General features: G+C 39.7%; 20 protein-coding genes and 1 tRNA gene. 11 read left to right on the forward strand and 10 right to left on the reverse strand.

All coding sequences use genetic code 11. From position 1 onward, the window contains the following. Positions 1–138: 138 nt before the first annotated feature. Positions 139–363 carry a hypothetical protein gene (locus HYG93_RS16515; protein WP_256733492.1) on the reverse strand — a complete coding sequence of 75 codons (225 nt, stop codon included), beginning with the start codon at positions 361–363 and terminating at the stop codon, positions 139–141. Positions 364–563: 200 nt separating this feature from the next. Between HYG93_RS16515 and HYG93_RS16520 the strand changes: the two genes are divergently transcribed. Next, the gene (locus tag HYG93_RS16520; protein WP_178962694.1) at positions 564–1,991 is read left to right on the forward strand and encodes a DUF3696 domain-containing protein; all 1,428 of its coding nucleotides are present in this window, start codon (positions 564–566) and stop codon (positions 1,989–1,991) included. 11 nt (positions 1,992–2,002) lie between these two features. Next, positions 2,003–2,977, forward strand: a complete 975-nt coding sequence (locus HYG93_RS16525; RefSeq protein WP_178962695.1) for a hypothetical protein — start codon at positions 2,003–2,005, stop codon at positions 2,975–2,977. A 44-nt stretch (positions 2,978–3,021) separates the two neighbouring features. Here HYG93_RS16525 and gatB read toward each other — a convergent pair whose 3' ends face one another. From gatB to gatC, 3 genes are read right to left on the reverse strand one after another with little or no spacing between them, the layout of a single operon-like run. After that, positions 3,022–4,497 (reverse strand): Asp-tRNA(Asn)/Glu-tRNA(Gln) amidotransferase subunit GatB, encoded by a 1,476-nt coding sequence (gatB, locus tag HYG93_RS16530; protein ID WP_178962696.1) that lies wholly within the window; start codon positions 4,495–4,497, stop codon positions 3,022–3,024. Then, positions 4,497–5,975 carry an Asp-tRNA(Asn)/Glu-tRNA(Gln) amidotransferase subunit GatA gene (gene gatA / locus HYG93_RS16535; protein ID WP_178962697.1) on the reverse strand — a complete coding sequence of 493 codons (1,479 nt, stop codon included), beginning with the start codon at positions 5,973–5,975 and terminating at the stop codon, positions 4,497–4,499. The genes gatB and gatA overlap by 1 nt, the downstream gene beginning before the upstream one ends. A 52-nt stretch (positions 5,976–6,027) precedes the next feature. Next, on the reverse strand, positions 6,028–6,342 hold the full coding sequence (gatC, locus tag HYG93_RS16540) for an Asp-tRNA(Asn)/Glu-tRNA(Gln) amidotransferase subunit GatC (protein ID WP_106984448.1): 315 nt from the start codon (positions 6,340–6,342) through the stop codon (positions 6,028–6,030). 133 nt (positions 6,343–6,475) lie between these two features. On the opposite strand from gatC, the gene HYG93_RS16545 reads away from it, so the two are divergent. The 6 genes from HYG93_RS16545 (at position 6,476) to HYG93_RS16570 (ending at position 11,237) form a co-directional block, all read left to right on the forward strand. Beyond that, entirely contained in the window at positions 6,476–7,522 is a 1,047-nt protein-coding gene (locus tag HYG93_RS16545) for a rod shape-determining protein (protein WP_106984553.1), read from the forward strand. A gap of 16 nt (positions 7,523–7,538) precedes the next feature. Next, positions 7,539–8,396: a rod shape-determining protein MreC gene (mreC, locus tag HYG93_RS16550; RefSeq protein WP_106984449.1), complete on the forward strand. Its 858-nt coding sequence runs from the start codon at positions 7,539–7,541 to the stop codon at positions 8,394–8,396. After that, the gene (mreD, locus tag HYG93_RS16555; RefSeq protein ID WP_121532721.1) at positions 8,383–8,874 is read left to right on the forward strand and encodes a rod shape-determining protein MreD; all 492 of its coding nucleotides are present in this window, start codon (positions 8,383–8,385) and stop codon (positions 8,872–8,874) included. Before mreC ends, mreD begins: the two co-directional genes overlap by 14 nt. Continuing rightward, on the forward strand, positions 8,862–9,428 hold the full coding sequence (locus tag HYG93_RS16560; protein WP_121532723.1) for a Maf-like protein: 567 nt from the start codon (positions 8,862–8,864) through the stop codon (positions 9,426–9,428). Before mreD ends, HYG93_RS16560 begins: the two co-directional genes overlap by 13 nt. A 38-nt stretch (positions 9,429–9,466) precedes the next feature. Then, the gene (gene rng / locus HYG93_RS16565; protein WP_178962698.1) at positions 9,467–10,921 is read left to right on the forward strand and encodes a ribonuclease G; all 1,455 of its coding nucleotides are present in this window, start codon (positions 9,467–9,469) and stop codon (positions 10,919–10,921) included. 142 nt (positions 10,922–11,063) lie between these two features. Next, positions 11,064–11,237, forward strand: coding sequence for a PA1571 family protein (locus HYG93_RS16570; RefSeq protein WP_165382474.1), 174 nt, complete (start codon positions 11,064–11,066; stop codon positions 11,235–11,237). A 119-nt stretch (positions 11,238–11,356) separates the two neighbouring features. Here HYG93_RS16570 and HYG93_RS16575 read toward each other — a convergent pair whose 3' ends face one another. Both HYG93_RS16575 and HYG93_RS16580 read right to left on the reverse strand, forming a co-directional pair. Next, positions 11,357–12,736 carry a wax ester/triacylglycerol synthase family O-acyltransferase gene (locus HYG93_RS16575; protein ID WP_120367885.1) on the reverse strand — a complete coding sequence of 460 codons (1,380 nt, stop codon included), beginning with the start codon at positions 12,734–12,736 and terminating at the stop codon, positions 11,357–11,359. 167 nt (positions 12,737–12,903) lie between these two features. Further along, positions 12,904–13,638: a phosphoadenylyl-sulfate reductase gene (locus tag HYG93_RS16580; RefSeq protein WP_106984454.1), complete on the reverse strand. Its 735-nt coding sequence runs from the start codon at positions 13,636–13,638 to the stop codon at positions 12,904–12,906. Positions 13,639–13,849: 211 nt separating this feature from the next. On the opposite strand from HYG93_RS16580, the gene thrH reads away from it, so the two are divergent. Beyond that, entirely contained in the window at positions 13,850–14,467 is a 618-nt protein-coding gene (thrH, locus tag HYG93_RS16585; protein WP_106984455.1) for a bifunctional phosphoserine phosphatase/homoserine phosphotransferase ThrH, read from the forward strand. A gap of 85 nt (positions 14,468–14,552) precedes the next feature. Here thrH and HYG93_RS16590 read toward each other — a convergent pair whose 3' ends face one another. The 4 genes from HYG93_RS16590 to HYG93_RS16605 form a co-directional block, all read right to left on the reverse strand. After that, positions 14,553–15,683, reverse strand: coding sequence for an OmpP1/FadL family transporter (locus HYG93_RS16590; RefSeq protein WP_117006458.1), 1,131 nt, complete (start codon positions 15,681–15,683; stop codon positions 14,553–14,555). 295 nt (positions 15,684–15,978) lie between these two features. Further along, positions 15,979–17,226, reverse strand: coding sequence for an OmpP1/FadL family transporter (locus tag HYG93_RS16595; RefSeq protein ID WP_178962699.1), 1,248 nt, complete (start codon positions 17,224–17,226; stop codon positions 15,979–15,981). A 607-nt stretch (positions 17,227–17,833) separates the two neighbouring features. Continuing rightward, positions 17,834–17,909, reverse strand: a tRNA-Arg gene (locus HYG93_RS16600). Between the two features lie 86 nt (positions 17,910–17,995). Continuing rightward, positions 17,996–19,351, reverse strand: coding sequence for an amino acid permease (locus HYG93_RS16605; protein ID WP_106984458.1), 1,356 nt, complete (start codon positions 19,349–19,351; stop codon positions 17,996–17,998). Positions 19,352–19,678: 327 nt separating this feature from the next. On the opposite strand from HYG93_RS16605, the gene prpF reads away from it, so the two are divergent. Beyond that, positions 19,679–20,869: a 2-methylaconitate cis-trans isomerase PrpF gene (gene prpF, locus HYG93_RS16610; protein ID WP_120366108.1), complete on the forward strand. Its 1,191-nt coding sequence runs from the start codon at positions 19,679–19,681 to the stop codon at positions 20,867–20,869. A gap of 371 nt (positions 20,870–21,240) precedes the next feature. Next, positions 21,241–22,152, forward strand: coding sequence for a farnesyl diphosphate synthase (locus HYG93_RS16615; protein WP_178962700.1), 912 nt, complete (start codon positions 21,241–21,243; stop codon positions 22,150–22,152). Positions 22,153–22,460 lie beyond the last annotated feature (308 nt).

The raw sequence follows: 22,460 nt of genomic DNA on the forward strand, positions 1-22,460 counted from the left end.
GAACTTCCAATATTAATTTTATAAAAGTATTTAATTAGTAATGATTGTAATGATTGTAATGATTGTAATGATTGTAATGGTTTCTCCCTCATCCCTTTGGGATGAGAAGTACTGCTTCGCAAGTGGGGTGAGGGAAATTTAAAGTGACTTTGAAAGTTGGAGACGACCTAAGTCTTCAGGTTTGGTAATAGAAATCACTTTTGCCCCATACAGATAAGTACGTGGGATTTGTTTTAGATTGGGAATACGAAATAGGGCAAATAGCAGTACTGCACTTAAGCTATACATAAACAGGACGGCTAAGTCTGCGCCGATATTTGCGCTGACTTTTTTCAATAATCCAATAATGGTTGACCAAAGCAAGATGGCGCTAAAGCCGATCAGGTAGTGAGGTTTTTGGTCATGGATTGGGAGATACTGAAAGGTTAGGTTAAGTATACGCTTTTTGAATTCACAGTCTGATGCTTTCTTACGGAGGTGGTATTCAAATGTAAATTATTGTTCTTAAGTAGATATTGCTGTTTTTTTTGAAAAAAAGTAATCTGTAGTGGAATATTTTATTGATGAAAAATATGTTAAAAAAAATAGGAATTGAGAATTTTAAAGCTTTTGCTCATTTACAAGAGTTGAATTTAGCACCAATTACTTTAATTTATGGTGCGAACTCATCTGGAAAAAGTTCAATTATTCATTCACTAATGGTCTTAAAGCAGTCAATACTATTTTCAACTTTAAAAGGTGGTGTTTATTCAGATAAGCGAGTTTTGGATGTAGGTAACTATTCAACGATGGTATATTCACATGAAAGTAATAGAGATATTTCCTTTCATTTGAAATTTGCAGATAGAAACTCTAATAAGTATGAATATGTAGATAAGCTGTCTGCGAATTTTATATATAGTTTATACGATAAAAATATTAATAAAAAATCTAGTGATCAACAAGGCTTCTCATATTTAAAGAAGATTGATTTTGAAGATTATAATAGAAGAAAAAACTTTGGTTATTCATTGATTAATAAATTCATCTTAGATAATACTAGGAATACTAGAAGTTATGACCTGCATGTGTCGCCTAATCATAGAATATCTTTAGATGATGAAGAGTTGACTGATGAAATTATAGATATAATTATGGCAGCTTTTTCATTTAATTCAGAAGATGAAATTGCTATACCAAAGGGAATAACATTTGAAAATCATGCGGATGTTTTTAAAAAATTAAAAGAAAAAAATGCTGAAGATAAATGGTTTGATGTTATGCATTTTTTGGGTGAAAAATTAAGTAGTCATTCGAATTTTGTAAAGAAAGAACTAAAAAAAATAAGCTATCTTGGTCCTTTGAGAAGTAATCCTAAAAGATATTATTCTATTGATACTGAATTTGAGGTTACTGTTGGAAAAGAAGGCGAAAATATTGCTTATTTCTTGAAAAGAGATAAAGAGGTTTTAACAAGAAAAATTAATGATTGGTTTGACTTATTTGATATTCCTTATAAGTTTACTCCAAAGCCAATTGGAGAGCGTAATACTGAACCGTTAATTCAAATCCAGTTAGAAGATAAAAGAAATGATGTGAGTGTTTCACCATTAGATGTAGGTTTTGGTATTGGGCAAATATTACCAATTCTAGTAGAAGGTATAGTGAGGGAAGATTCTGTAATCTGTGTAGAACAACCAGAAATTCATTTACATCCAAAATTACAAGCTGAATTAGCAGAGTTTTTTGTTGAAACTAGTACATCAAATCAGTGGATTATTGAAACGCATAGTGAAGCACTTCTTTTGAGAATTCAAAAATTGATGCGTAACAAAAAGAAAATTAATGGAAAAACATTAAAGCCTGAAGATATTTCAATTCTCTATGTTTTACCGAGTAAAAATAAAGAAGATGGCGCTCAAGTAGTTCAAATACGTTTAGATGAGGATGGTGATTTTATAGATTTTTGGCCTGAGGGTTTTTTTGAAGAACGTATAAAAGAAAGAAGATGAGATAATTTAACATGTTGACAGAGTTTGCCTTAGATGAATCTTTTCTAGAATCAGATGATTTACGAAGTAAAAGTACTAGTCGTAATTTACTTAAAAAATGGAAAGAGCATGGTGTGTTGGTTTTCGGTGATCATCAAGATGAAGTTATTTTGTTGGAAAGTCTAAAAAAGAAAATTCCAGCTCAAGTCTATCAAGAATGGATAGATGCATTTGCAGATTATAAAACTATAAAATCGTCGAATAGATGGAAAATATTTTGTGATTATGATGATTACACAAATATTATGGCCTTAAAAGATCATTTCAAAACAGGTATTACTGAGCCTGTATCCCTAGAGTTAATACATCAATTACCAAATTATATTTGTTATTGCCCATCTTCTAAATTTGAAGTTGTTGAAGTTGATGATTTAGATCATTCTGAAAATTTTCAACAATCTATTTTGGCATCAAATTCAGATATAGATCATCAGGATGACAATGAAAAAATATGGAAAGATAAGTTTGAAGTTTTATCTAAATTTACAAAAAATATTGTGATTATTGATCAGTATTTTTTAAGGAATATTATTGAAGATAAGAGAAAAGGTAGAAAAACTAGCATTGATTATCTTTTTGAAAAATTAAGTTTAAATGGTAAAAAATACAATATAACTATAATTTCATTAGGGTCTACCAGTGGGTCTAATAGTTATGTTGATATTATTGATGAGTTTACGACAATTAATGTAGGGTCTTTGAAAAATAACTATAATAAGCTTCATCTAATTTCTTGTAATGCTAATTATTTTCGAATATTAGCACATGATAGGTTTATCCAATTTGATGATTATGTATGCACTTTAGGAAAGGGTTTAGATGTACTGCGTTCGATGGAAACTCCTCAATGTACATTTTCCATGATTAAAGAAGAAAATTCATCAATTAGAAAGAGAGTTATATTAGCTAATAGTTACAAACATTGGGAAAAGGAATTTTTACCTTAAAAAAACCCGCTCTAAAGCGGGTTTTCTTTTAAAGAAAGGTCAGATTAACCAATCAATTTCTTCATTAATTCATTTACTTGAGCAGGGTTAGCTTTACCTTTTGCAGCTTTCATCACTTGACCAACAAGACCGTTAAAGGCTTTCTCTTTACCAGATTTATACTCTTCAACCATCTTCTCGTTAGCTGCAAGTACGTCTTTAATAATCGCTTCAATCGCGCCTATATCAGTTTCCTGTTTCAAGCCTTTTTCCGCAATCACTTCATCCGCAGTTTTGCCTTCTTCCCACATAAAGCCAAACACTTGCTTCGCAATCTTACCGTTAATTGTGTTGTCCACAATACGTGCAATCATGCCACCAAGTTTTTCTGCTGTAACAGGAGCATCTGCTAGTTCTAAGCTTGCTTTGTTTAAAGCACCAGAGAATTCACCCATCACCCAGTTTGCAGCCACTTTACCTTGCGCAGCGCCGCCTGCAGCTTTTACTACGTCTTCGTAAAACTCTGACATTTCACGAGTAAGCGTAAGCACGTGAGCATCGTACTCAGTCACGCCAAAGTCAGCCACGAAACGCGCACGACGTGCAGCAGGCAACTCAGGTAACGCAGCACGAGCTGCTTCAATTTGTGCATCTGCAATGATCACAGGCAACAAGTCAGGGTCAGGGAAGTAGCGGTAATCGTTCGCTTCTTCTTTCGAACGCATTGAACGTGTTTCCATCTTCACAGGGTCGAATAAACGCGTTTCTTGGTCAATTGTGCCATCCCATTCTAGGATTTCCATTTGACGTTCAATTTCAACGTTAATCGCTTGTTCAATGAAGCGGAAAGAGTTTAAGTTTTTCAACTCACAACGCGTACCAAACGGTTGACCCGGACGGCGTAAAGACACGTTACAGTCAGCACGGAACGAACCTTCAGCCATGTTGCCGTCAGAAATGCCTAACCAACGCACTAAAGTGTGAATTGCTTTAATGTAGGCAACCGCTTCTTCAACCGAACGCATATCTGGTTCAGATACGATTTCAAGTAAAGGTGTGCCTGCACGGTTTAAGTCGATGCCTGACATGCCTTCAAATTGGTCATGGATCGATTTACCTGCATCTTCCTCAAGGTGCGCACGGGTAACGCCAATGCGTTTTACTGTGCCGTCTTCAAGCTGGATGTCGATATGACCCAAGCCCACAATCGGGTTGTCCATTTGGCTGATTTGGTAGCCTTTAGGAGAATCTGGGTAGAAATAGTTTTTACGAGCAAATACAGAAGCTTGGTCGATGTAAGCATCAATACCCAAACCAAAGCGAATTGCAAGATCAACCACTTCTTTGTTCAATACTGGCAATACGCCCGGCATTGCAAGGTCAACAAGGCTCGCTTGTGTATTTGGGTCTTGACCAAATACAGTGGATGAACCTGAGAAAATTTTAGTATTGGTTGCAAGCTGAGTGTGAATCTCAATACCAATAACGACTTCCCAACCATCAATCAGGTTAGATTTTGGTTTAGCAGCGTTCTTAGCCATTATGCATTCTCCTCAGCAATCGCAGCACGTTTAGTATGCCAATCCGTTGCTTGTTGGTACTGATGCACCACAGACAACAATTGAGATTCTGACCAGTAGTTACCAATCAGCTGTAAGCCAACAGGCAAGTTGTCTTTGTCAAAACCAACAGGCGCGTTGATCGCAGGAAGACCTGCCAAGTTCACTGCGATGGTGTAGATGTCGCCCAAGTACATTTCTACAGGAGAAAGGTTTGCACCAATCTTATACGCAGTTGTTGGGGCAGCAGGGGCAGCAATCACATCTACAGATTCAAATGCTTTTAAGAAATCTTGTTGGATTAAACGACGTACTTTTTGTGCTTTCACATAATAAGCATCGTAGTATCCAGCTGATAACGCATAGGTGCCAATCAAGATACGTTGTTGAACTTCTTTACCAAAACCTTCAGAGCGTGAACGCTTGTAAAGATCCATCAAATCAACTGGATTTTCTGCACGGTAGCCATAACGTACACCGTCAAAGCGTTGTAAGTTAGACGATGCTTCAGCAGGCGCAATCAGGTAGTAGGTAGGTACATAAGCATCCGTCATGGTGAGGTCAATCTCAACCAAGATTGCGCCCATTTCTTCAAGCTTTTTCAGAGATTCTTCAACACGTGCTTTTACGTCAGCATCTAAGCCAGCAACATTAAAGTATTGCTTCGGAATACCAATGCGTAAGCCTTTTACCGATGTGCCGTTAAGGTTAGCCACATAGTTGTCTACGTTTTTTTCAACCGAAGTTGAATCTTTCGCGTCATGACCTGCCATCACGTTCATGAGGTATGCACAGTCTTCTGCCGAACGCGCCATTGGGCCGCCTTGGTCTAAAGATGATGCGTATGCAATCATACCGAAGCGTGATACACGACCATACGTTGGTTTAAGACCAGTCAAACCACAGAAAGATGCAGGCTGACGGATTGAACCGCCTGTGTCTGTACCTGTTGCAAAGGGTGCGAGATCAGCAGCTACAGCCGCTGCAGAACCACCAGATGAACCACCTGGTACATGGCTTAAGTTCCATGGGTTAGCAGTTGCGCCGTAGTATGAATTTTCAGAGGTTGAACCCATTGCAAATTCATCCATGTTCACTTTACCTAAAGTGACAAGGCCCGCAGCTTTACCTTTCGCTACAACGGTTGCGTCGTAAGGAGAGATAAAATTATCCAGCATTTTAGAACCAGCTGTGGTTTTAATGCCTTGGGTACAAAAGATGTCTTTGTGCGCAATTGGAACACCAGTCAAAACAGATGCAGTGCCCGCTTTGATGGCAGCATCAGTAGCATCGGCTTGTGCAAGTGCTTGTTCCGCAGTGACGGTCACGTATGATTTGACTTGAGCATCGATTTTTTCAATGCGTTTTAAATAATGTTCGGTCAATTCGCGTGAAGAAAATTTAGCGCCCGCCAAACCTTCAGACAATTCACGAATTGATAAGCGATGTAAATCTGTCATGAGAAATATTTCTTTACGTTTAATTTGAAACAATAGTGCGTTTGATCGGAAATTACTCAATTACGCGAGGTACAAGGTACAAGCCTTCTTGCACGCTTGGCGCAACTGCTTGATATTCATCGCGATGATTGCTTTCTGATACCACGTCTTGACGTAATGGTTGTGGATGATCAAATGGGCTCTTTAATGGTTCAACACCATCTGTATTGATACCTTTTAAGGTGTCCATCATGCCTAAAATTTTATTTAAACTTTGAGCATATTCAGCAGATTGCGTGTCATCTAGCGACAATCGAGCCAGATGGGCAATCGATGAAACTGTTTGTGCATTGAGATCTGCAGAATGCTGTGCATCCGTTGTAGACATAACATTACCTAATCAGTATTAAAAAAATTCAAAATATCGAGGCTTATAATAAGCGATTGACTTGTTCAAATCATCACATTTAGTTAAAGTTGCCACCTTGCGTCCATATAAAAGTTTAACTGAGAACGTCCCCGTGATTCTAAAACGACTAATTGGCTTGTTTTCGCCTGATCTAGCCATTGATTTAGGTACTGCAAATACACTTATTTATGCGCCAGGACGAGGCATTATATTAAATGAACCCACGGTTGTGGCTATTCGTCACAGTGGTTCACAAAAAATCGTTGCCGCAGTAGGTCTTGACGCGAAACAAATGCTAGGTCGTACACCAGCCAACATTTCTGCTATCCGTCCAATGAAAGACGGTGTGATTGCAGACTTTGAAGTGACTGAAACCATGCTGAACCAATTTATTGGCAAAGTGCATGAAAAACGTCTCTTCCCACCAGCGCCACGTGTTGTGGTATGTGTGCCATGCAAATCAACTTTGGTTGAACGTCGTGCTATTCGTGAAGCCGTGTATAACGCTGGCGCACGTGACGTACGTTTAATTGAAGAGCCAATGGCGGCTGCAATTGGTGCGGGCATGCCTGTAGAGCAAGCATGCGGTTCTATGGTGGTTGATGTGGGTGGTGGTACAACTGAAATTGCGATTATTTCGCTACAAGGTTGTGTATATGCAGACTCACTCCGTATCGGTGGTGATGTATTTGATGAGCAAATCATTAACTACGTGCGTAAAGCGCATGGTTGTGTGATTGGTGAAACCACTGCTGAAAATATTAAAAAAGAAGTGGGTATGGCATTGCCTGATGAAGGCCAAAAACCACTTGAGATTGAAGTTCGTGGCCGTAACTTGGCAGAGGGTGTACCTCGTGCGATTACAGTAACATCGGATGAAGTTACTCAAGCGATTTCTGATCCATTACAAAGCATTGTTTCAGCAGTAAAATCTGCTTTGGAACAAACGCCACCAGAGCTGTCTTCAGACATCGCTGAGCGCGGTATTGTGCTTACAGGTGGTGGTGCATTACTACGTAACCTAGACAAACTTCTTGCGAAAGAAACGGGCTTGCCTGTGGTGGTTGCTGAAGATCCTCTAACTTGTGTCACTCGTGGTGGTGGAAAAGTTCTAGATTTCTTTGATAATCCAAATCACGACATGTTATTTGTAGGCTAAGAAAAGGACTGGGCGGGTGCAAACTCAACTGTTTTCTAGACAACCGCCATCTTTTCGCTCATTTATCATTGCGGTAATTACGTGCTTGGTTGTGCTATTCTTTGATTGGCGCATGCCACACGTAATTCAACCGGCCAGAGACGTCTTGTACGCGGCATATAACCCCATTTATGCCATGGCAAGCTATCCAGTGTTATCGCGAGAATGGCTCAACCAGCAAACCAAATCAGAAGCACAACTGCGCCGTGAAAACACTGCTATGCAGGCAGAGCTATTGCAGGCACAAGTGCGCTTACAAAAGCTTTCTGAGCTTTCTGCAGAAAATACACGCTTGCGTGGTTTACTCGATACACCTCTTATTATTGATGGGCGTATGGAGATTGCAGAAGTGATTGGTACAGATGCTGACCCTCTACGTCATATTATTGTGATTAACCGCGGTTCAACCAGTCAACTGCGCGTTGGCCAAACCGTGCTTGATGATAAAGGCGTGATGGGGCAAATTATCAATGTCTATCCGCATAGTAGTCGTGTGATGTTGCTCTCTGATAAAGAACATTCTTTATCGGTACGGCTTGAACATACGGGTATGCGTGCAATTGTTACGGGTACAGGCGATTTAGGCCATTTAAAAATGGAATATGTACCAACCAGTGCCAACATCAAAGTAGGTGAAAAAGTGTATAGCTCAGGCTTAGGCGCACATTTTCCAGCGGGCTATTTGGTGGGGACAGTGGCAAAAGTGAGCCGTCATAATTCAGGCGAGTTTGCTAAAATTGATGTAATACCTGCAGCTCAATTGGCAGGCGGACATCACGTTGTGGTTTTATTTTCAGATTCTTTAGCGATGGAGCAACCGAATGCTGATCGCTAAACAAAGTCCAAAAGTACAACGCGATCCTTTAATGGCCATTATTTTTTCGGTCATTTTAGGGTCGATCCTGATGGTATACCCTTTATCTTATGAGATCACGGGGTGGCGACCATTATTCATGTTGTTAATCATGCTCTTTTGGGTATTGTGTCAACCTACATGGTGTGGCATTTGGTTCGCTTTTGGCACAGGTTTATTTGCAGATTTACTTTTAGATTCCCCATTGGGGATGAATGCATTAAGTTTTGTACTTATTGCCTTTCTTTCACGGTTTTTAACCCGTGAACGCCGTATACTGACGTTTAGCAATTTATGGATTATTAGTGCTTTGGCTGTTTTAGCGCACTTAACCATTGTTTGGCTGACGCAGGTCATGAGTGGTGTTCACTTTTCATTTGCGCGCCATTGGCAACCCTTGCTTACCAGCATTTTGTTTTGGCCTGTCATTTATTATTTTCTACATAAATGGCGCATCTAGTTCTTGCCTCAAGCTCGCCACGGCGCCGTGAATTGCTCACACAGCTCGGGCTTGCGTTTGATATTTTTAGCCCAGACATCGACGAGTCGGTTCGAGCACATGAACATGTTGCAGACTACGTCGAGCGTCTGTCGCTTCAAAAAGCTGAAGCTGTCCAAGCGCATTTTCCTGATTCCGTGATTATTGCTGCCGATACCAGTTTAGGGGTAGATGGTGTAATTTTAGGCAAGCCTATATCTAAGCAACACGCATTTGAAATGTGGCAACAAATTTCTGGTCGCACCCATGATGTGTATTCTGGCGTTTGTGTACGTACAAAAGATAAAATTTACAGTATAGTAGTGCGTACACAGGTTGAATTTCAAACACTTACTGTGCAAGATATGGAAGACTATTGGGCGACGGGTGAACCTGTTGGCAAGGCGGGAGCCTATGCGATACAGGGAATAGCTGCGCGCTATATTCCCCGCATTGAAGGAAGCTATTCCAATGTGGTTGGCTTACCTTTGCACGAGACAGTAGAGTTATTAAAGACAGTTAAGGTACTAAATTAACTGCAATACAGAATTTTTATAATGTTTTGAGTCTTATTATGTCTGACGAATTGTTGATTAACGTCACACCGATGGAATGTCGTGTGGCTTTAATTGAAAATGGCACCGTCAATGAGCTATTTGTTGAGCGCACTGTTAAACGTGGATTGGTGGGCAATATTTATAAGGCAAAAGTGGTGCGTGTGCTTCCGGGTATGCAAGCTGCTTTTGTTGATATTGGTCTCTCACGTACAGCTTTTTTGCATATCAATGATATGGTTTGGCCACGTAATCAACCCACACCCAATGTCTTTGAATTACTCCAACCTGGGCAGATCCTGACGGTTCAAGTCATGAAAGATATGCTCGGTACCAAAGGCGCACGATTAAGCACAGACCTATCTATTCCTTCTCGCTACTTGGTCATGATGCCTTTTGGTAGTCATACAGGTGTATCACAGCGCATTGAGTCTGAAGAGGAGCGTGATCGCTTACGTGGCATTATCGAGCGTATTCAAGCCGAGCATAAGCTTCCTGGTTCAGTTATTGTGAGAACGGCAGCGGATGGTATTGAAGAAGCAGCCATTGCACAAGACATGGCTTATTTGGCCAAGCTGTGGGAATACATACAACGTAAGCAAAAAAGTATTGCAGTTCCATCGCTAATTTTTGAAGAGCTACCTTTACCACAGCGTGTTATACGTGATTTGGCCAACGAAAACACCGCTAAAATTCATGTCGATTCACGAGAAATTCACGGCAAACTCAAAGATTTTGTAGACGTTTTTGTACCGAATATGCGCGATAGCCTCATTCACTATCCAGGTGAGCGTCCAATTTTCGACTTGTATAATGTTGAAGAAGATATTCAAAAAGCCTTACAGACGCGTGTGGCTTTAAAGTCGGGCGGTTATCTGATGATTGACCAGACCGAAGCAATGACCACCATTGATGTAAATACAGGCTCTTATGTCGGTGGTCGTTCACTGGAAGATACTGTTTTTAAAACCAATATGGAAGCAACACAAGTGATCGCCCGTCAATTAAGACTGCGTAACTTAGGTGGCATTATTATTATTGATTTTATTGACATGCAAGAAGCACAGCATCGTGAACAGGTGATGAGCCAGTTTGAAAAAATGCTCGAACGTGATCATGCCAAAACCAAAATTACCCAAGTCTCTGAACTGGGTTTGGTGGAAATGACACGTAAGCGCACACGTGAGTCATTAGAGCACTTGTTGTGTGAGTCCTGCCCAACTTGTCAGGGACGCGGTTATGTGAAAACTGCAGAGACAGTATGTTATGAAATATTTCGAGAAATCTTACGATATGCGCGTGCTTTTGAATCGCAAGGTGGCTTTACCGTGGTTGCACACCCGTCAGTGATTGACCGATTGTTAACAGCCGAAGCACCTGCAGTGGCCGATTTAGAGCACTTTATTAGTCGTGTAATCAAGTTTCAGGTGGAAAATCTGTATACGCAAGAGCAATACGATATCATTCTGAGTTGAAATTGTAACAGAATATCGTTAAACACTTGTTACATCTGAAATTTTACTTTTAATCTCAGATTTACAATACTAGACACATCGAATAGCCAAAGCCATTTCTCAATTGAGAGAGGGGAAATGGTTTAGCAAAGTGAGGTGTGTGATGGGTGTAAGTAAAGCAGTGATTGAAACAGGCTTAAAACATGTACTAGATGCAAAAAATATGCATACGGCTTACATCGTAGATGAGCGTGGTAATGAAGTACAAATTACAGCATCTATGATTCGTTCAGCTTGTCATGAATTATTAAAACAGTGTAGACACATTAAAAAATAAGGGGCATATAGAGCCCCTTATTTTTTTGTCATTTTGAAGTCTCAACCCTCAAGCTGAGGGGGAGTGAGATGATTTAAATTTGATTGCTAAGTTCTTTTAATGCGATCAGATTGGAGAATCTAACTGACCGCTTGCAACTTTGGGTGATTGGCATTCACAATTGCTTCAAAGGTTTGAATCTCATCTTCTAAATGGGTAAGTAAGTTCTGCATTTTAGGTAATGCATTACGACAAGCAGTTAAACCCACTTCCAATTTATCCATATAACTGGTCATTGTAATGTTCAGCGCTTGGCCATCCAAAATAATAGAAGCAGGATACAAGGCTTCTAAACGTGCACCATTCCAATACAAAGGCTCTTGAGGGCCTGGCACATTTGAAATAACAAGGTTAAACGCTTGACGTTTTGGCATAAGGCCAGACGCAATATTTAAGCCAGCAGCACCATAAATAAACGCACTATAATTCAAAATTTGATTCGCATTCATGCGTTTAAAGCGTTGTTTGGCATTCAGCACACTGCGACGCACTATTTTTAAACGTTCTAGTGGATCATCTTTATGCGTACCCAAATTCGCTAAAATCATGGTGATACGGTTTGATGTTTCTGAGTCATCATCACGAATAGAAGCAGGGACCATAGCGATCAATGGTTTTTTCGGAAGTGCATTTTGATGAATTAAATATTCACGCAGTGCGCCTGAACAAATCGCCAGTACGGTATCGTTAATCGTCACACCCAATGCATTGGAAATATGACGCAAACGCGAAAACTCAAATGATTGTGCTGCAAAACGACGTGAAGAGCTGACACGCTGATTTAAAATAGAGCTCGGCGCTTGGAAGCTAGACACGTAGTCAGGATTGCGTCCCATGTCTTTCATGATGGTTTGAGACAGCTCGTAGGCAACACGTGGTGTGGCTTGTAGCTGGCTTTTTAGACCATCTAAAATACTTTTTGCCCGGCTGACTTTGGGCTGTTTTAAGCGTTTTGCACGCGGGCCTTCAACACACCAAGGCGGTACAATACTTTTGGTTGTTGGATCATGCGCAAGAGATTTTTGTACCAGACGCATACCTGCAATACCATCTACCATGGCGTGGTGGATTTTGAAATACATGGCAAAGCGGTTGCCTTCTATTCCTTCAATAATATGGCAGGTCCATAAAGGTTTAGCACGGTCGATGAGTGCGCTATGTTCTTGTGAGATATAAGTAAGTAATTCACGAATTCGACCAGGCTGTGGTAAGGCAATATGGCGAAAATGATGATCTAAATCAAATTCTTCATCTTCATCCCAAAAGAACCCATTCAATTTGTTATTAAAAGGTGGAATGGGAATCGACTTTGAGTTTCGAATATCTGAGACTAAATCTTGAATAAAAGATGCGGCTGCGTTGTCTGGAATTTGAAATAAAAATAGACCGCCCACGTGCATGGGTTGTTGCCGTTTTTCCAAAGATAGAAAAATAAAGTCAATTGGGTGTAATGGACGCATAGGGGTGATTGCCTCATTGCAATATCTATGGGAACTCTTGTCTGAGTTACCTTGTTAGAATTATATGATTTCTTATGCAGTATAACGGGTTTAGCTTAAAAAAAAATGAAATTCTGTGCATTTATAAGGTGAAAAAAACCACTGCATGAGCAGTGGTTTTGATGGGCTTATTTTTTCATATTGCCTGCATGCAAACCGCATTCTTTATGCGTGGCATCTTCCCACCACCAACGACCTTCACGTTCGTGTTGGTTTGGAAGAACGGGGCGAGTGCAAGGCTCACAACCAATGGAGGTGAAGCCACGTTCATGCAATGGATTGTATGGAATTTCCATGAGACGGATATAATTCCAAACATCTGCGCTAGACCAGTTAGCTAATGGGTTATATTTGATGAGTTGCTTGCCAGGACCTGAAAAACCAGGGTCGGCTTGAACCACAGGAATTTCATTACGCGTACCTGGACTTTGGTCTTTACGTTGACCTGTAATCCAACCATCCAAAGTTGCTAGTTTTTTACGTAGTGGCTGTACTTTACGAATACCACAGCATTCTTTGTGGTCATCTTGATAAAAACTGAAAAAGCCTTTTTCGGACACAAGTTTTTGTACAGCTTCAGACTCTGGGAAGCAAATTTCAATATCAATTTTATAGTGTTTGCGCACGGTATCTAAAAATTGATAGGTCTCTGGGTGTAAGCGACCAGTATCTAGGCTAAAGACACGAAAAGGAATACCTAAATTAGATGCAAGATCAATAAGAACAACATCTTCTGCACCAGAAAAAGAAATCGCAATTTCGCCTTGTTGGCTCAGTGCAAGTTTCATAATTTCAGACGGAGATTTGTCTGCATATTCAGATGCAAGTGCATCTACAAGATTAATACTTGGGATTGTAGTCATGTGTGTCCTGGCAATAGGCTTGGAAACGGCAAACCTATATTAATTTATTTCACATCTATTTTAATAGAAATGCTAAAGATGACTTATTAATAAAAATTAGATTGATATGAAAAAAATAGAATTAATAAAGCTGAGCGTTCATATATAAACATCGGCTATGATAGATACAACTTTTAATAACTTTTTACAACACTGACATTTGGGAGAACCCATGGAAATCGTATGTCTAGATCTTGAGGGCGTGTTAGTTCCAGAAATTTGGATTAACTTTGCAAAAAAAACAGGGATTAAGGAGCTTGAGGCGACCACACGTGATATCCCAGACTACGATGTGCTAATGACACAACGTTTAAACATTCTTAAACAACATGGTTTAGGTTTAAACGACATTCAAGCGGTTATTGCAGATATGGGGCCATTTGAAGGTGCGAAAGAGTTTGTAGAATGGGTGCGTACGCATTTTCAACTCATTATTCTTTCTGACACATTCTATGAATTTGCTCATCCATTAATGAAACAATTGGGATGGCCAACGATTTTCTGTCATAAATTAGAAACTGACGAAAATGGCATGATCACTGCGTATAAACTGCGTCAGCCTGATCAAAAACGTAAAGCAGTACAAGCATTACATGGTTTGAACTTCCGTGTGATTGCGGCTGGTGACTCTTATAATGATACGACGATGCTAGGCGAAGCAGACAAAGGTTTCTTGTTTGATGCACCTGCAAACGTTATTGCAGAATTCCCGCAATTCCCACCAATTCATGGTTATGCAGCATTAAAACAAGCGATTCGTGAAGCATCGGTACGTGATATTCCTGAATAATCAAATGTGATTGTGAATTTAGCAATCAATAAGAGAAGGGCGCCAATGGCGCCCTTTCTTGTTTAATCCTAATTTGTAATGTCAATTAGAAGCGGTAACCAATTTTTAGACCGTATGCGATAGCATTGTTATCTGAAAAGCTACCTACATTTGGTGTAGTACCTGTTTTAGCTGTTGCATCACCTAGCCACATATATCGAATGCCAGCGTGAATGAAATAGTTTTCTTCAGGGCTATATTGACCACCTAAACCTACACCCCAATGCCCTTCGGTTGGTCCAAGTGTGGTTACAGGATTGCCAGCGCCTGTGTCATAGCTTACAAGTGCTGAACCTGCCCATTTTTCATTAAACTTACGACCTACACCAACATTCGCAGACCATTGATCTTTCGAGTAATCAAGAAGGTTTGCACCGCCAGAAGCTGTTTGTAAGTGTTTTGGAGTAATAGCAAATTGGCTCCATTCAACCCATCGAATATTAGCAAAGGCAATTGTATTAGCTGCAATACCAGTTTGAAGGTCAAGATTGACAGACTGAGGGGTTGTTGCATTGATTGGATTTGTAACCGTATTTAGACCTGTAAGCAATGATTTTTCTTTTGATGTAGCTTCATGCTCTATTTCTGAACGATAGGTTAATGCTGCTTTTAGTGCAATATCTGGAATTGAGTATGCGAAGCCTGCAACCCATCCCCATGCCTCTTGTGTGTCTATGTCAAGATTATAATTTAAGCCACCATACACTTTACCACGTAAGCGTACATTTGCTTCCACTGTTTGCCATGCTGGACCAGCATAGATATTCCAGTTTTCATTTGGTTGATAACCAATAAGAGCTGTAATATTTTCTGTTTTAACAGTTACAGCAGTACCTTCGTTATTTTGCTCAAAAATTTGATTTTCAATGCTGTATTGTGCATCTGCACCAAAAGGTTGGTCATATAATAAACCGAGCGAAATTTTATCTGTTAGTTGTACTTTTACTGCTGCACTAGGGAAGTAGTAGTCTTCCGCCATATCTGAGACATTACTTTTAAGAAAATTATCTTGCCCTTTAACGGTTGGGTCGATAACTGTAATCCCAGCTTCAGCATAATTTCCATTTTGCAAAAAGGCAGAAATAGATTGACCAGAGCGATCTAAACCAGCAGCAAAGATTGATGATGTTGGTAAAGCCGTGAGTAAAATAGCAAGGCTAAGGCGATTTAGTTTCATACATTTCCCTGTTTGTAACTTTTCATAGAAGTTCAATGAGGGAAAAGTAACACATAAAAAAAATGAGTAAATACTCAGATTTGCTCTAAAAATGAACTTATGCATGCATAGAAAAGGGTTGTCTAGAGTAAAAATACTATTTATGTGAACTTATCTAAATGATTTTGAATAAAAAAATAGAGTAATTATTTTAATTTTTAGCGTATGGAGGGTAGTGAACTGTTTGCTTATAGTTTGCTCAATTAGATGTTAAACGACTGCAGCGTACTGCAGTCGTTTAAATATAGAGGGTAAATTAGAAGCGGTAACCCATTTTTAGGCCGTATGCCCAAGCATTGTTGTCTTCAAATTTCGCAACTTGCGCTTTTTCAGCATTACCAGGGATTGAGTAAGCACCTGAACGAGCAGTTGCATCGCCTAACCAGAAGTATTTTATACCACCCGCAATGAAGTAATTAGGTGCAGGGCTGAATTGAAGGCCTAGACCAATATTCCAATAACCTTCTGTTGGGCCAAGTGTAGACACAGGATTGCCTGCACCCGTGTCATAACCTACAGATACGTTACCCGCCCACTGTTCATTGACTTTACGGCCTACGCCTACAGTTGCACTATATTGGTCGTCTGAGTAGTCAATTAAGTTGAAGCCTTTAGTATAAAGATTATTTGTAGCTTGAGCAGAAGCTAGTTTAGACGCTGTGTCAAATTTATAAGGGCGAATTGAAAAGTCTTTCCAATTTACCCAGCGCAAATTAGCAAATGCGACTGTATTAGCCATGATACCAGTTTGGAAATCTAAGTTTACAGATTGCGGTGTTGTAATGTCAGTGTTGCCATTTGGTGCTACATTTAAACCAGCAAATGCAGAAGTTGCGGCAAAGGTTTCATCACTTGCTACTTTGTGATCAATTTCAGAGCGGTACGTAACAGACGCTTTTAATGCGATATCTGGAATTTGGTAAGCAGCACCAGCTAACCAGCCTACAGCACCATCTTCTTTCATGGTGGCATTATAGGCACCAAATGTAGTAGCTCCACCGTATGCAAGACCACGAAGCTGAAGATTACCTTTTACAGTTTGGTAAACGGGGCCTGCATAGAAGTTAAAGTTTTCAGTTGGCTGATAGCCAAAAATCATTGAAATACTTTGAGTTTTAACATCTACGGTAGTAGATTCGCCATTGCCACCATGGAATAGACCTTCACCTGTTGCTGATAAAGGTGCATCGGTTGTAGCGTAAGTTACTGCTGCACCGAAGGGTTGGTCGTAAAGTAAACCAAAAGAAACATTATCAGTTAACTGTAGTTTAAGTGCGGCATGCGGGAAATAATAATCATCAGCCATGTCCGCAAGGCCTGAACCGTTGGCGTTTGCTTTACCTGAAACAGTTGGGTCAAATACAGAAATACCTGCTTCGAAATAGTTGCCAGGTTGTAAAAAAGCTGAGATTGATTGGCCAGAACGGTCTAATGCTGCTGCAAATGCGCCCGCAGTTGGTAGTGTTGCAAGTAGTACTGCTGTAGATAGCGTTTTCAATTTCATTCTTCATCTTTCCTTGAGGTGAAAATTCGTTCGGTTACTGCATTTTTATAAGTGACGATTGTTATATTTTATGGAGAATTTCCTGCTTTTATGTTGCCTGGCTGTTTACTCCATGTCACAAAAATAGCACAAATTAAATAAGAGTAAATGCTCTAGAAATAAAAAAACGAATAATTTGTAATCTATTAGAGCTAATATTCTAAAAATTTAAAATATGGTTAAATTAAGCTATTGTTCTGTAAAGGATAAAGGTATTATTTGGAAATTTATTTTTTATTCAATTGATTGAAATATTAAGTGTTTTTATTGTGTTGCGTGTCACATAAATTCAGGCTGAGGTTTTTTAAGCGTGTATTTGATGATGTTGAAGCGCAAGTGTGCAATCATGATGCCTGCTGGTTTAATTGAAAATTGAATCCATTAAGCTTTTGCTTATAACTGAATGACATTTGGTTTGAAATGATGTGCTGTAGACTGAAATCAATACAATGGAGTGCTATTTAAGCTTAAATGCAAATTAATTTTTGGCTGTATTTATGCTTCTTAAAAATATCGCATTGATGTCATTTGAGGGAAATAATTTTAAATATTTAAAGAAAAGAGAGAATGGTGCGCTCTGCGGGACTTGAACCCACGCCGGTCGCTTAGGAGGCAACTGCTCTATCCAGTTAAGCTAAGAGCGCAAGTGCGGCTTAATTTACTCTAATTTGAGATAAAAAAAAAGTTATTGCCGAAACAATAACTTTTTATTTTAAAGCAATGCTGTAATTTATGCTTTTGATTTATTAAGTGATTTAAATAAACCAAACATAACCAGAATCCAAACTGGAATCATGTATACAGACTCTTTAAATCCTTGAGTCCACATAATGTAAAGAATGGTCGCAATGAACAACAAAACCACAAAGTTACTTACTGGTGCCCAAAGTGCAGGGAATTTTGTTTTCTCACCAATTTTTTTCATGTGTTGCATGAATTTGAAGTGAGTCAATGAAATCATTGCCCAGTTTAATACTAATGCACCTACCACGATGTAAATTAAGTGACCTAAAGCATCTTCTGGGACGAAGTAGTTTAAAAGTACGCATCCAAAAATGAGCAGTGCAGAGAACAACACGGCTGGAATTGGCACACCTTGACGGTTTACTTTTAAGAATACTTTGGGTGCATTTCCTTGTTGCGCTAAACCAAATAACATTCGGCTATTGGCATACATACCACTGTTATATACAGAAAGTGCCGCAGTTAAAATAATGAAATTAAGTAAATGCGCTGCCCAGTTAATGCCCAATTGACTGAAAATCATTACAAATGGACTTTTATCTAGACCACCTAAATCTAATTGATTCCATGGCACTAAAGACAAGAGAATTGTTAGAGAGCCGACATAGAAAATCAGAATTCGGAAAACCACTTGGTTGATGGCTTTAGGAATGGTTTTTTCTGGATTTTCTGCTTCTGCAGCGGCCATACCAATTAGTTCAATACCACCAAAGGCAAACATTAAGAATGCCAGCATGTAAAAGAGACCATCAAAACCATTCGGGAAGAATCCGCCATGACTCCATAAATTAGAGAATGACGCAGTAGAACCCGCATCTGCTGTCAAGAGCAGATACAAACCGAATAGAATCATCGAAACGACAGCAGTCACTTTGACAATTGATAGCCAAAATTCAGATTCACCATAAAACTTCACATTGCCGAGATTGACTAGAGTAATCACGATAAAAAAGAATAAAACTGAAGACCATGCAGGGATGTGAGGCCACCAATAATTAATATATTTAGCGACAGCAGTAAGTTCAGTCATGGCAACTAGGACATATAAAATCCAATAGTTCCAACCTGCTAAAAAGCCTGGAAATTTACCCCAGTATTTGTTTGCAAAATGACTGAAAGATCCCGCAACAGGTTCATGAACAATCATTTCCCCGAGTTGGCGCATAATTAAAAATGCGATCAGGCCGCCAATGGCATAACCTAAAATAATAGAGGGTCCTGCAGATTGAATGACCTGGGCTGAACCCAAGAATAGGCCTGTACCGATCGCTCCGCCCATCGCGATGAGCTGGATATGACGGTTTTTTAAGCCGCGCTGCAGTTGTGAAGATTCGTTATTCAAAGTACTCACCCGACAATGGAGTAAGTGAAAGATTGTAATAGATTGAGAAGAAATAGCCTAGTAGCTCAAAATCTATAAAAAATATTTATCAATCGAATTAAAATTATTTAATTTGATTTTTCATATTAAAAATATATGAATCAATATATTAATTTTATTTGTTTAGAAGTGGTTATTAGAAATGTATAAGATTTGAAAATACAAATGCTGTTTTTTTATACTTAAGTCATGGGTTAGATAAAAGATTGACAAAAAAAGGTATGATTCTGAGTGCTCAAATAACGCTATTTGACTCAACAAATGATAAATATGAAGGACTGAATAAAAATGAGTTATGCACCCCAAATCCGTATTCCTGCAACTTATATGCGTGGTGGTACCAGTAAAGGTGTATTTTTTAAGCAAGATGACTTGCCAGAAGTTGCACAACAAGCAGGATACGTTCGAGACCAAATTTTATTACGTGTGATTGGGAGTCCAGATCCATACGCTAAGCAAATTGATGGCATGGGGGGGGCAACTTCTAGTACCAGTAAAACGGTAATTTTATCTAAAAGTACACAACCAGATCATGATGTCGACTACTTATTTGGTCAGGTGGCTATTGATAAAGCCTTTGTTGATTGGAGTGGTAACTGTGGCAATTTAACAGCAGCAGTTGGAGCATTTGCCATTTCTAACGGTTTAGTTGACAGCACACGTATTCCAAACGATGGGATCTGTACGGTGCGTATTTGGCAGGCCAATATTCAAAAAACGATTATTGCACATGTCCCGATGCGTGATGGTCAAGTGCAAGAGTCTGGGGACTTTGAACTTGATGGTGTAACTTTTCCAGCAGCTGAAGTGCAAATTGAATTTTTAGACCCTGCAGATGATGGCGAAGACGGTGGTGCTATGTTCCCAACGGGCAATGTCGTTGACGAGTTTGAAGTTCCAGACATTGGCACTTTTGAAGCGACGTTTATTAATGCGGGCATTCCTACGATTTTTATGAAAGCTGAAGCACTGGGTTATGTTGGGACTGAATTACAAGACGATATAAACAGCGATGCAAATGCACTGGCTAAATTTGAGAAAATCCGTGCGTATGGTGCCAAATTTATGGGCTTGATTCAGGACGTATCAGAAGCAGCACAGCGTCAGCATACCCCAAAAATCGCTTTTGTTTCTGAGCCTAAAGCTTATGTATCTTCAAGCGGTAAGCAGCTTGAAACTGGCGATACAGATTTATTGGTTCGTGCACTATCAATGGGTAAATTACACCATGCCATGATGGGAACAGCAGCTGTTGCCATTGGTACGGCAGCTGCTGTACCAGGAACTTTAGTGAATTTGGCAGCAGGCGGTGGTGAACGTGAGGCTGTACGCTTTGGACATCCTTCAGGCACACTCCGTGTGGGTGCTCAGGCCGAATTGGTCGAAGGGCAGTGGGTGGTGAAAAAAGCAGTAATGAGCCGTAGTGCTCGTGTATTAATGGAAGGTTGGGTACGTATTCCTGCGGAAACCATCGCTTAAGTTGAATCATTAATATTTTTAATCTCTAAAAGCCCTTGTATGCTTCAAGTACAGGGGCTTTTTTAATGTAAACAAGCGTGGCAATAGTTTTTATTGTTCAGTTAGGCTTGGAATGAATTTGAAAAGCATAAGCTTATATAAAAATAAAGCGAGCTTTAGCGGTTAGCATATTGAGGTTTAATGATTTGAATCACACGCTTTGATGCGATCATGGACGGTTAAATGCTAATTTAGCTGCAAGAAACATCAAGTTGCATAGAGAATAGCCCCAGAAAGCAGTATGATGCTGGCAACCAGATGCGATGCTTTGGCGCGACGACGTGCTGAACAGCATTTTAAAATAAAAGCTTAATCAGGTAATCGAGGTGAATGTGTCAACCTTAACTGGCATTTCTGTGCATCCACTTAGTGAAGCACAGCAGCGAATTCAGCAGGATTTGTTAACAGCCTTAGATGCTTTTGCAATTCCAGAGCCTTTAAAAAGTGCAGTCCATCATGCGGTGATGTTGGGTGGCAAGCGTGTACGTCCAGCACTATGTTATGCAACAGCAGCGATTCAGCCGAATGCCAATGCTGCAGCAGTACGTCGTGCTGCGGTTGCCATAGAATTTATCCATTGCTATTCCTTGGCACATGATGATTTGCCTTGTATGGACAATGACCTATTACGTCGTGGCCAACCGACATGTCACGTGGCTTATGGTGAAGATACTGCATTGCTCGCTGGTGATATTTTACAATCAATGGCCTTTGAGATTTTGGGAAGTCGTTTGTTTGATCAAGGTCCTGCGGTTGAAGCCAGTATTGTGTTAAAGCAAATGCAAATACTTGCAACAGCTTCATCTAAAATGGTGAATGGGCAGGTGCTTGATTTACAGGCTGAAGGCAAACATGTTGATCAGCAAGCCTTGGAAAATATTCATACCAATAAAACAGGTGCACTTATTTCTGCTGCAGTTTTGATGGCGGCAGTGACGATTTTTGAAGGCACAGATATTGCCATTCCAAAGTTACGCGAGTTTGCCCAAGCCATTGGTTTAGCCTTTCAAGTGCAGGACGATATTTTAGATATTACTTCAGACACAGCAATGTTAGGTAAAACCGCTGGTAAAGATCAGCAAGTGGATAAATCGACTTATCCTGCATTGATGGGGCTTGAAGCGGCACAGGCTTACGCATTGGAGTTGCATCATCAAGCAATGAATGCCTTGGCGCATTTTGATGAATCGCAAGTTACTGAACTGACCAACATTACGCAGTTTTTATTGACACGTAAAGCATAGGTTAGCTGTATTAAAGGCAAGACTGACAGTTGAACAGTAATAAAAAAGAGGACTGAATGTCCTCTTTTTTATTGCACTACTTTAAGACTGTATTTATACGCTGTCTTTATAAAGCTGATCGGCTTGTTCAAAACGATCTGTGACATCTTTAGATGGAGCTTTGCCCATTAAGCTCACCACAAGAGGGTGTAAATAATTCTGTGTAAATACAGTTTTAAAAATACTTGGTTACACGCTCTTCAAACATGATACTAAAGCGGTTCATAGCAGATTTCCAATTTTGGATAGGCATTGTCCATTTTTTGCTT

The sequence above is a fragment of the Acinetobacter sp. SwsAc6 genome (genome assembly GCF_013391565.1).
Classification (GTDB): Bacteria; Pseudomonadota; Gammaproteobacteria; order Pseudomonadales; family Moraxellaceae; genus Acinetobacter; species Acinetobacter cumulans.

Bases quoted from the DNA above. Each gene is read 5' to 3' on its own strand.
- HYG93_RS16520 (WP_178962694.1), top strand. From the start codon at position 564: ATGAAAAATATGTTAAAAAAAATAGGAATTGAGAATTTTAAAGCTTTT.
- HYG93_RS16525 (WP_178962695.1), top strand. From the start codon at position 2,003: ATGTTGACAGAGTTTGCCTTAGATGAATCTTTTCTAGAATCAGATGAT.
- gatB (WP_178962696.1), bottom strand. From the start codon at position 4,497: ATGGCTAAGAACGCTGCTAAACCAAAATCTAACCTGATTGATGGTTGG.
- gatA (WP_178962697.1), bottom strand. From the start codon at position 5,975: ATGACAGATTTACATCGCTTATCAATTCGTGAATTGTCTGAAGGTTTG.
- gatC (WP_106984448.1), bottom strand. From the start codon at position 6,342: ATGTCTACAACGGATGCACAGCATTCTGCAGATCTCAATGCACAAACA.
- mreD (WP_121532721.1), top strand. From the start codon at position 8,383: ATGCTGATCGCTAAACAAAGTCCAAAAGTACAACGCGATCCTTTAATG.
- HYG93_RS16560 (WP_121532723.1), top strand. From the start codon at position 8,862: ATGGCGCATCTAGTTCTTGCCTCAAGCTCGCCACGGCGCCGTGAATTG.
- rng (WP_178962698.1), top strand. From the start codon at position 9,467: ATGTCTGACGAATTGTTGATTAACGTCACACCGATGGAATGTCGTGTG.
- HYG93_RS16570 (WP_165382474.1), top strand. From the start codon at position 11,064: ATGGGTGTAAGTAAAGCAGTGATTGAAACAGGCTTAAAACATGTACTA.
- HYG93_RS16575 (WP_120367885.1), bottom strand. From the start codon at position 12,736: ATGCGTCCATTACACCCAATTGACTTTATTTTTCTATCTTTGGAAAAA.
- HYG93_RS16580 (WP_106984454.1), bottom strand. From the start codon at position 13,638: ATGACTACAATCCCAAGTATTAATCTTGTAGATGCACTTGCATCTGAA.
- thrH (WP_106984455.1), top strand. From the start codon at position 13,850: ATGGAAATCGTATGTCTAGATCTTGAGGGCGTGTTAGTTCCAGAAATT.
- HYG93_RS16590 (WP_117006458.1), bottom strand. From the start codon at position 15,683: ATGAAACTAAATCGCCTTAGCCTTGCTATTTTACTCACGGCTTTACCA.
- HYG93_RS16595 (WP_178962699.1), bottom strand. From the start codon at position 17,226: ATGAAATTGAAAACGCTATCTACAGCAGTACTACTTGCAACACTACCA.
- prpF (WP_120366108.1), top strand. From the start codon at position 19,679: ATGAGTTATGCACCCCAAATCCGTATTCCTGCAACTTATATGCGTGGT.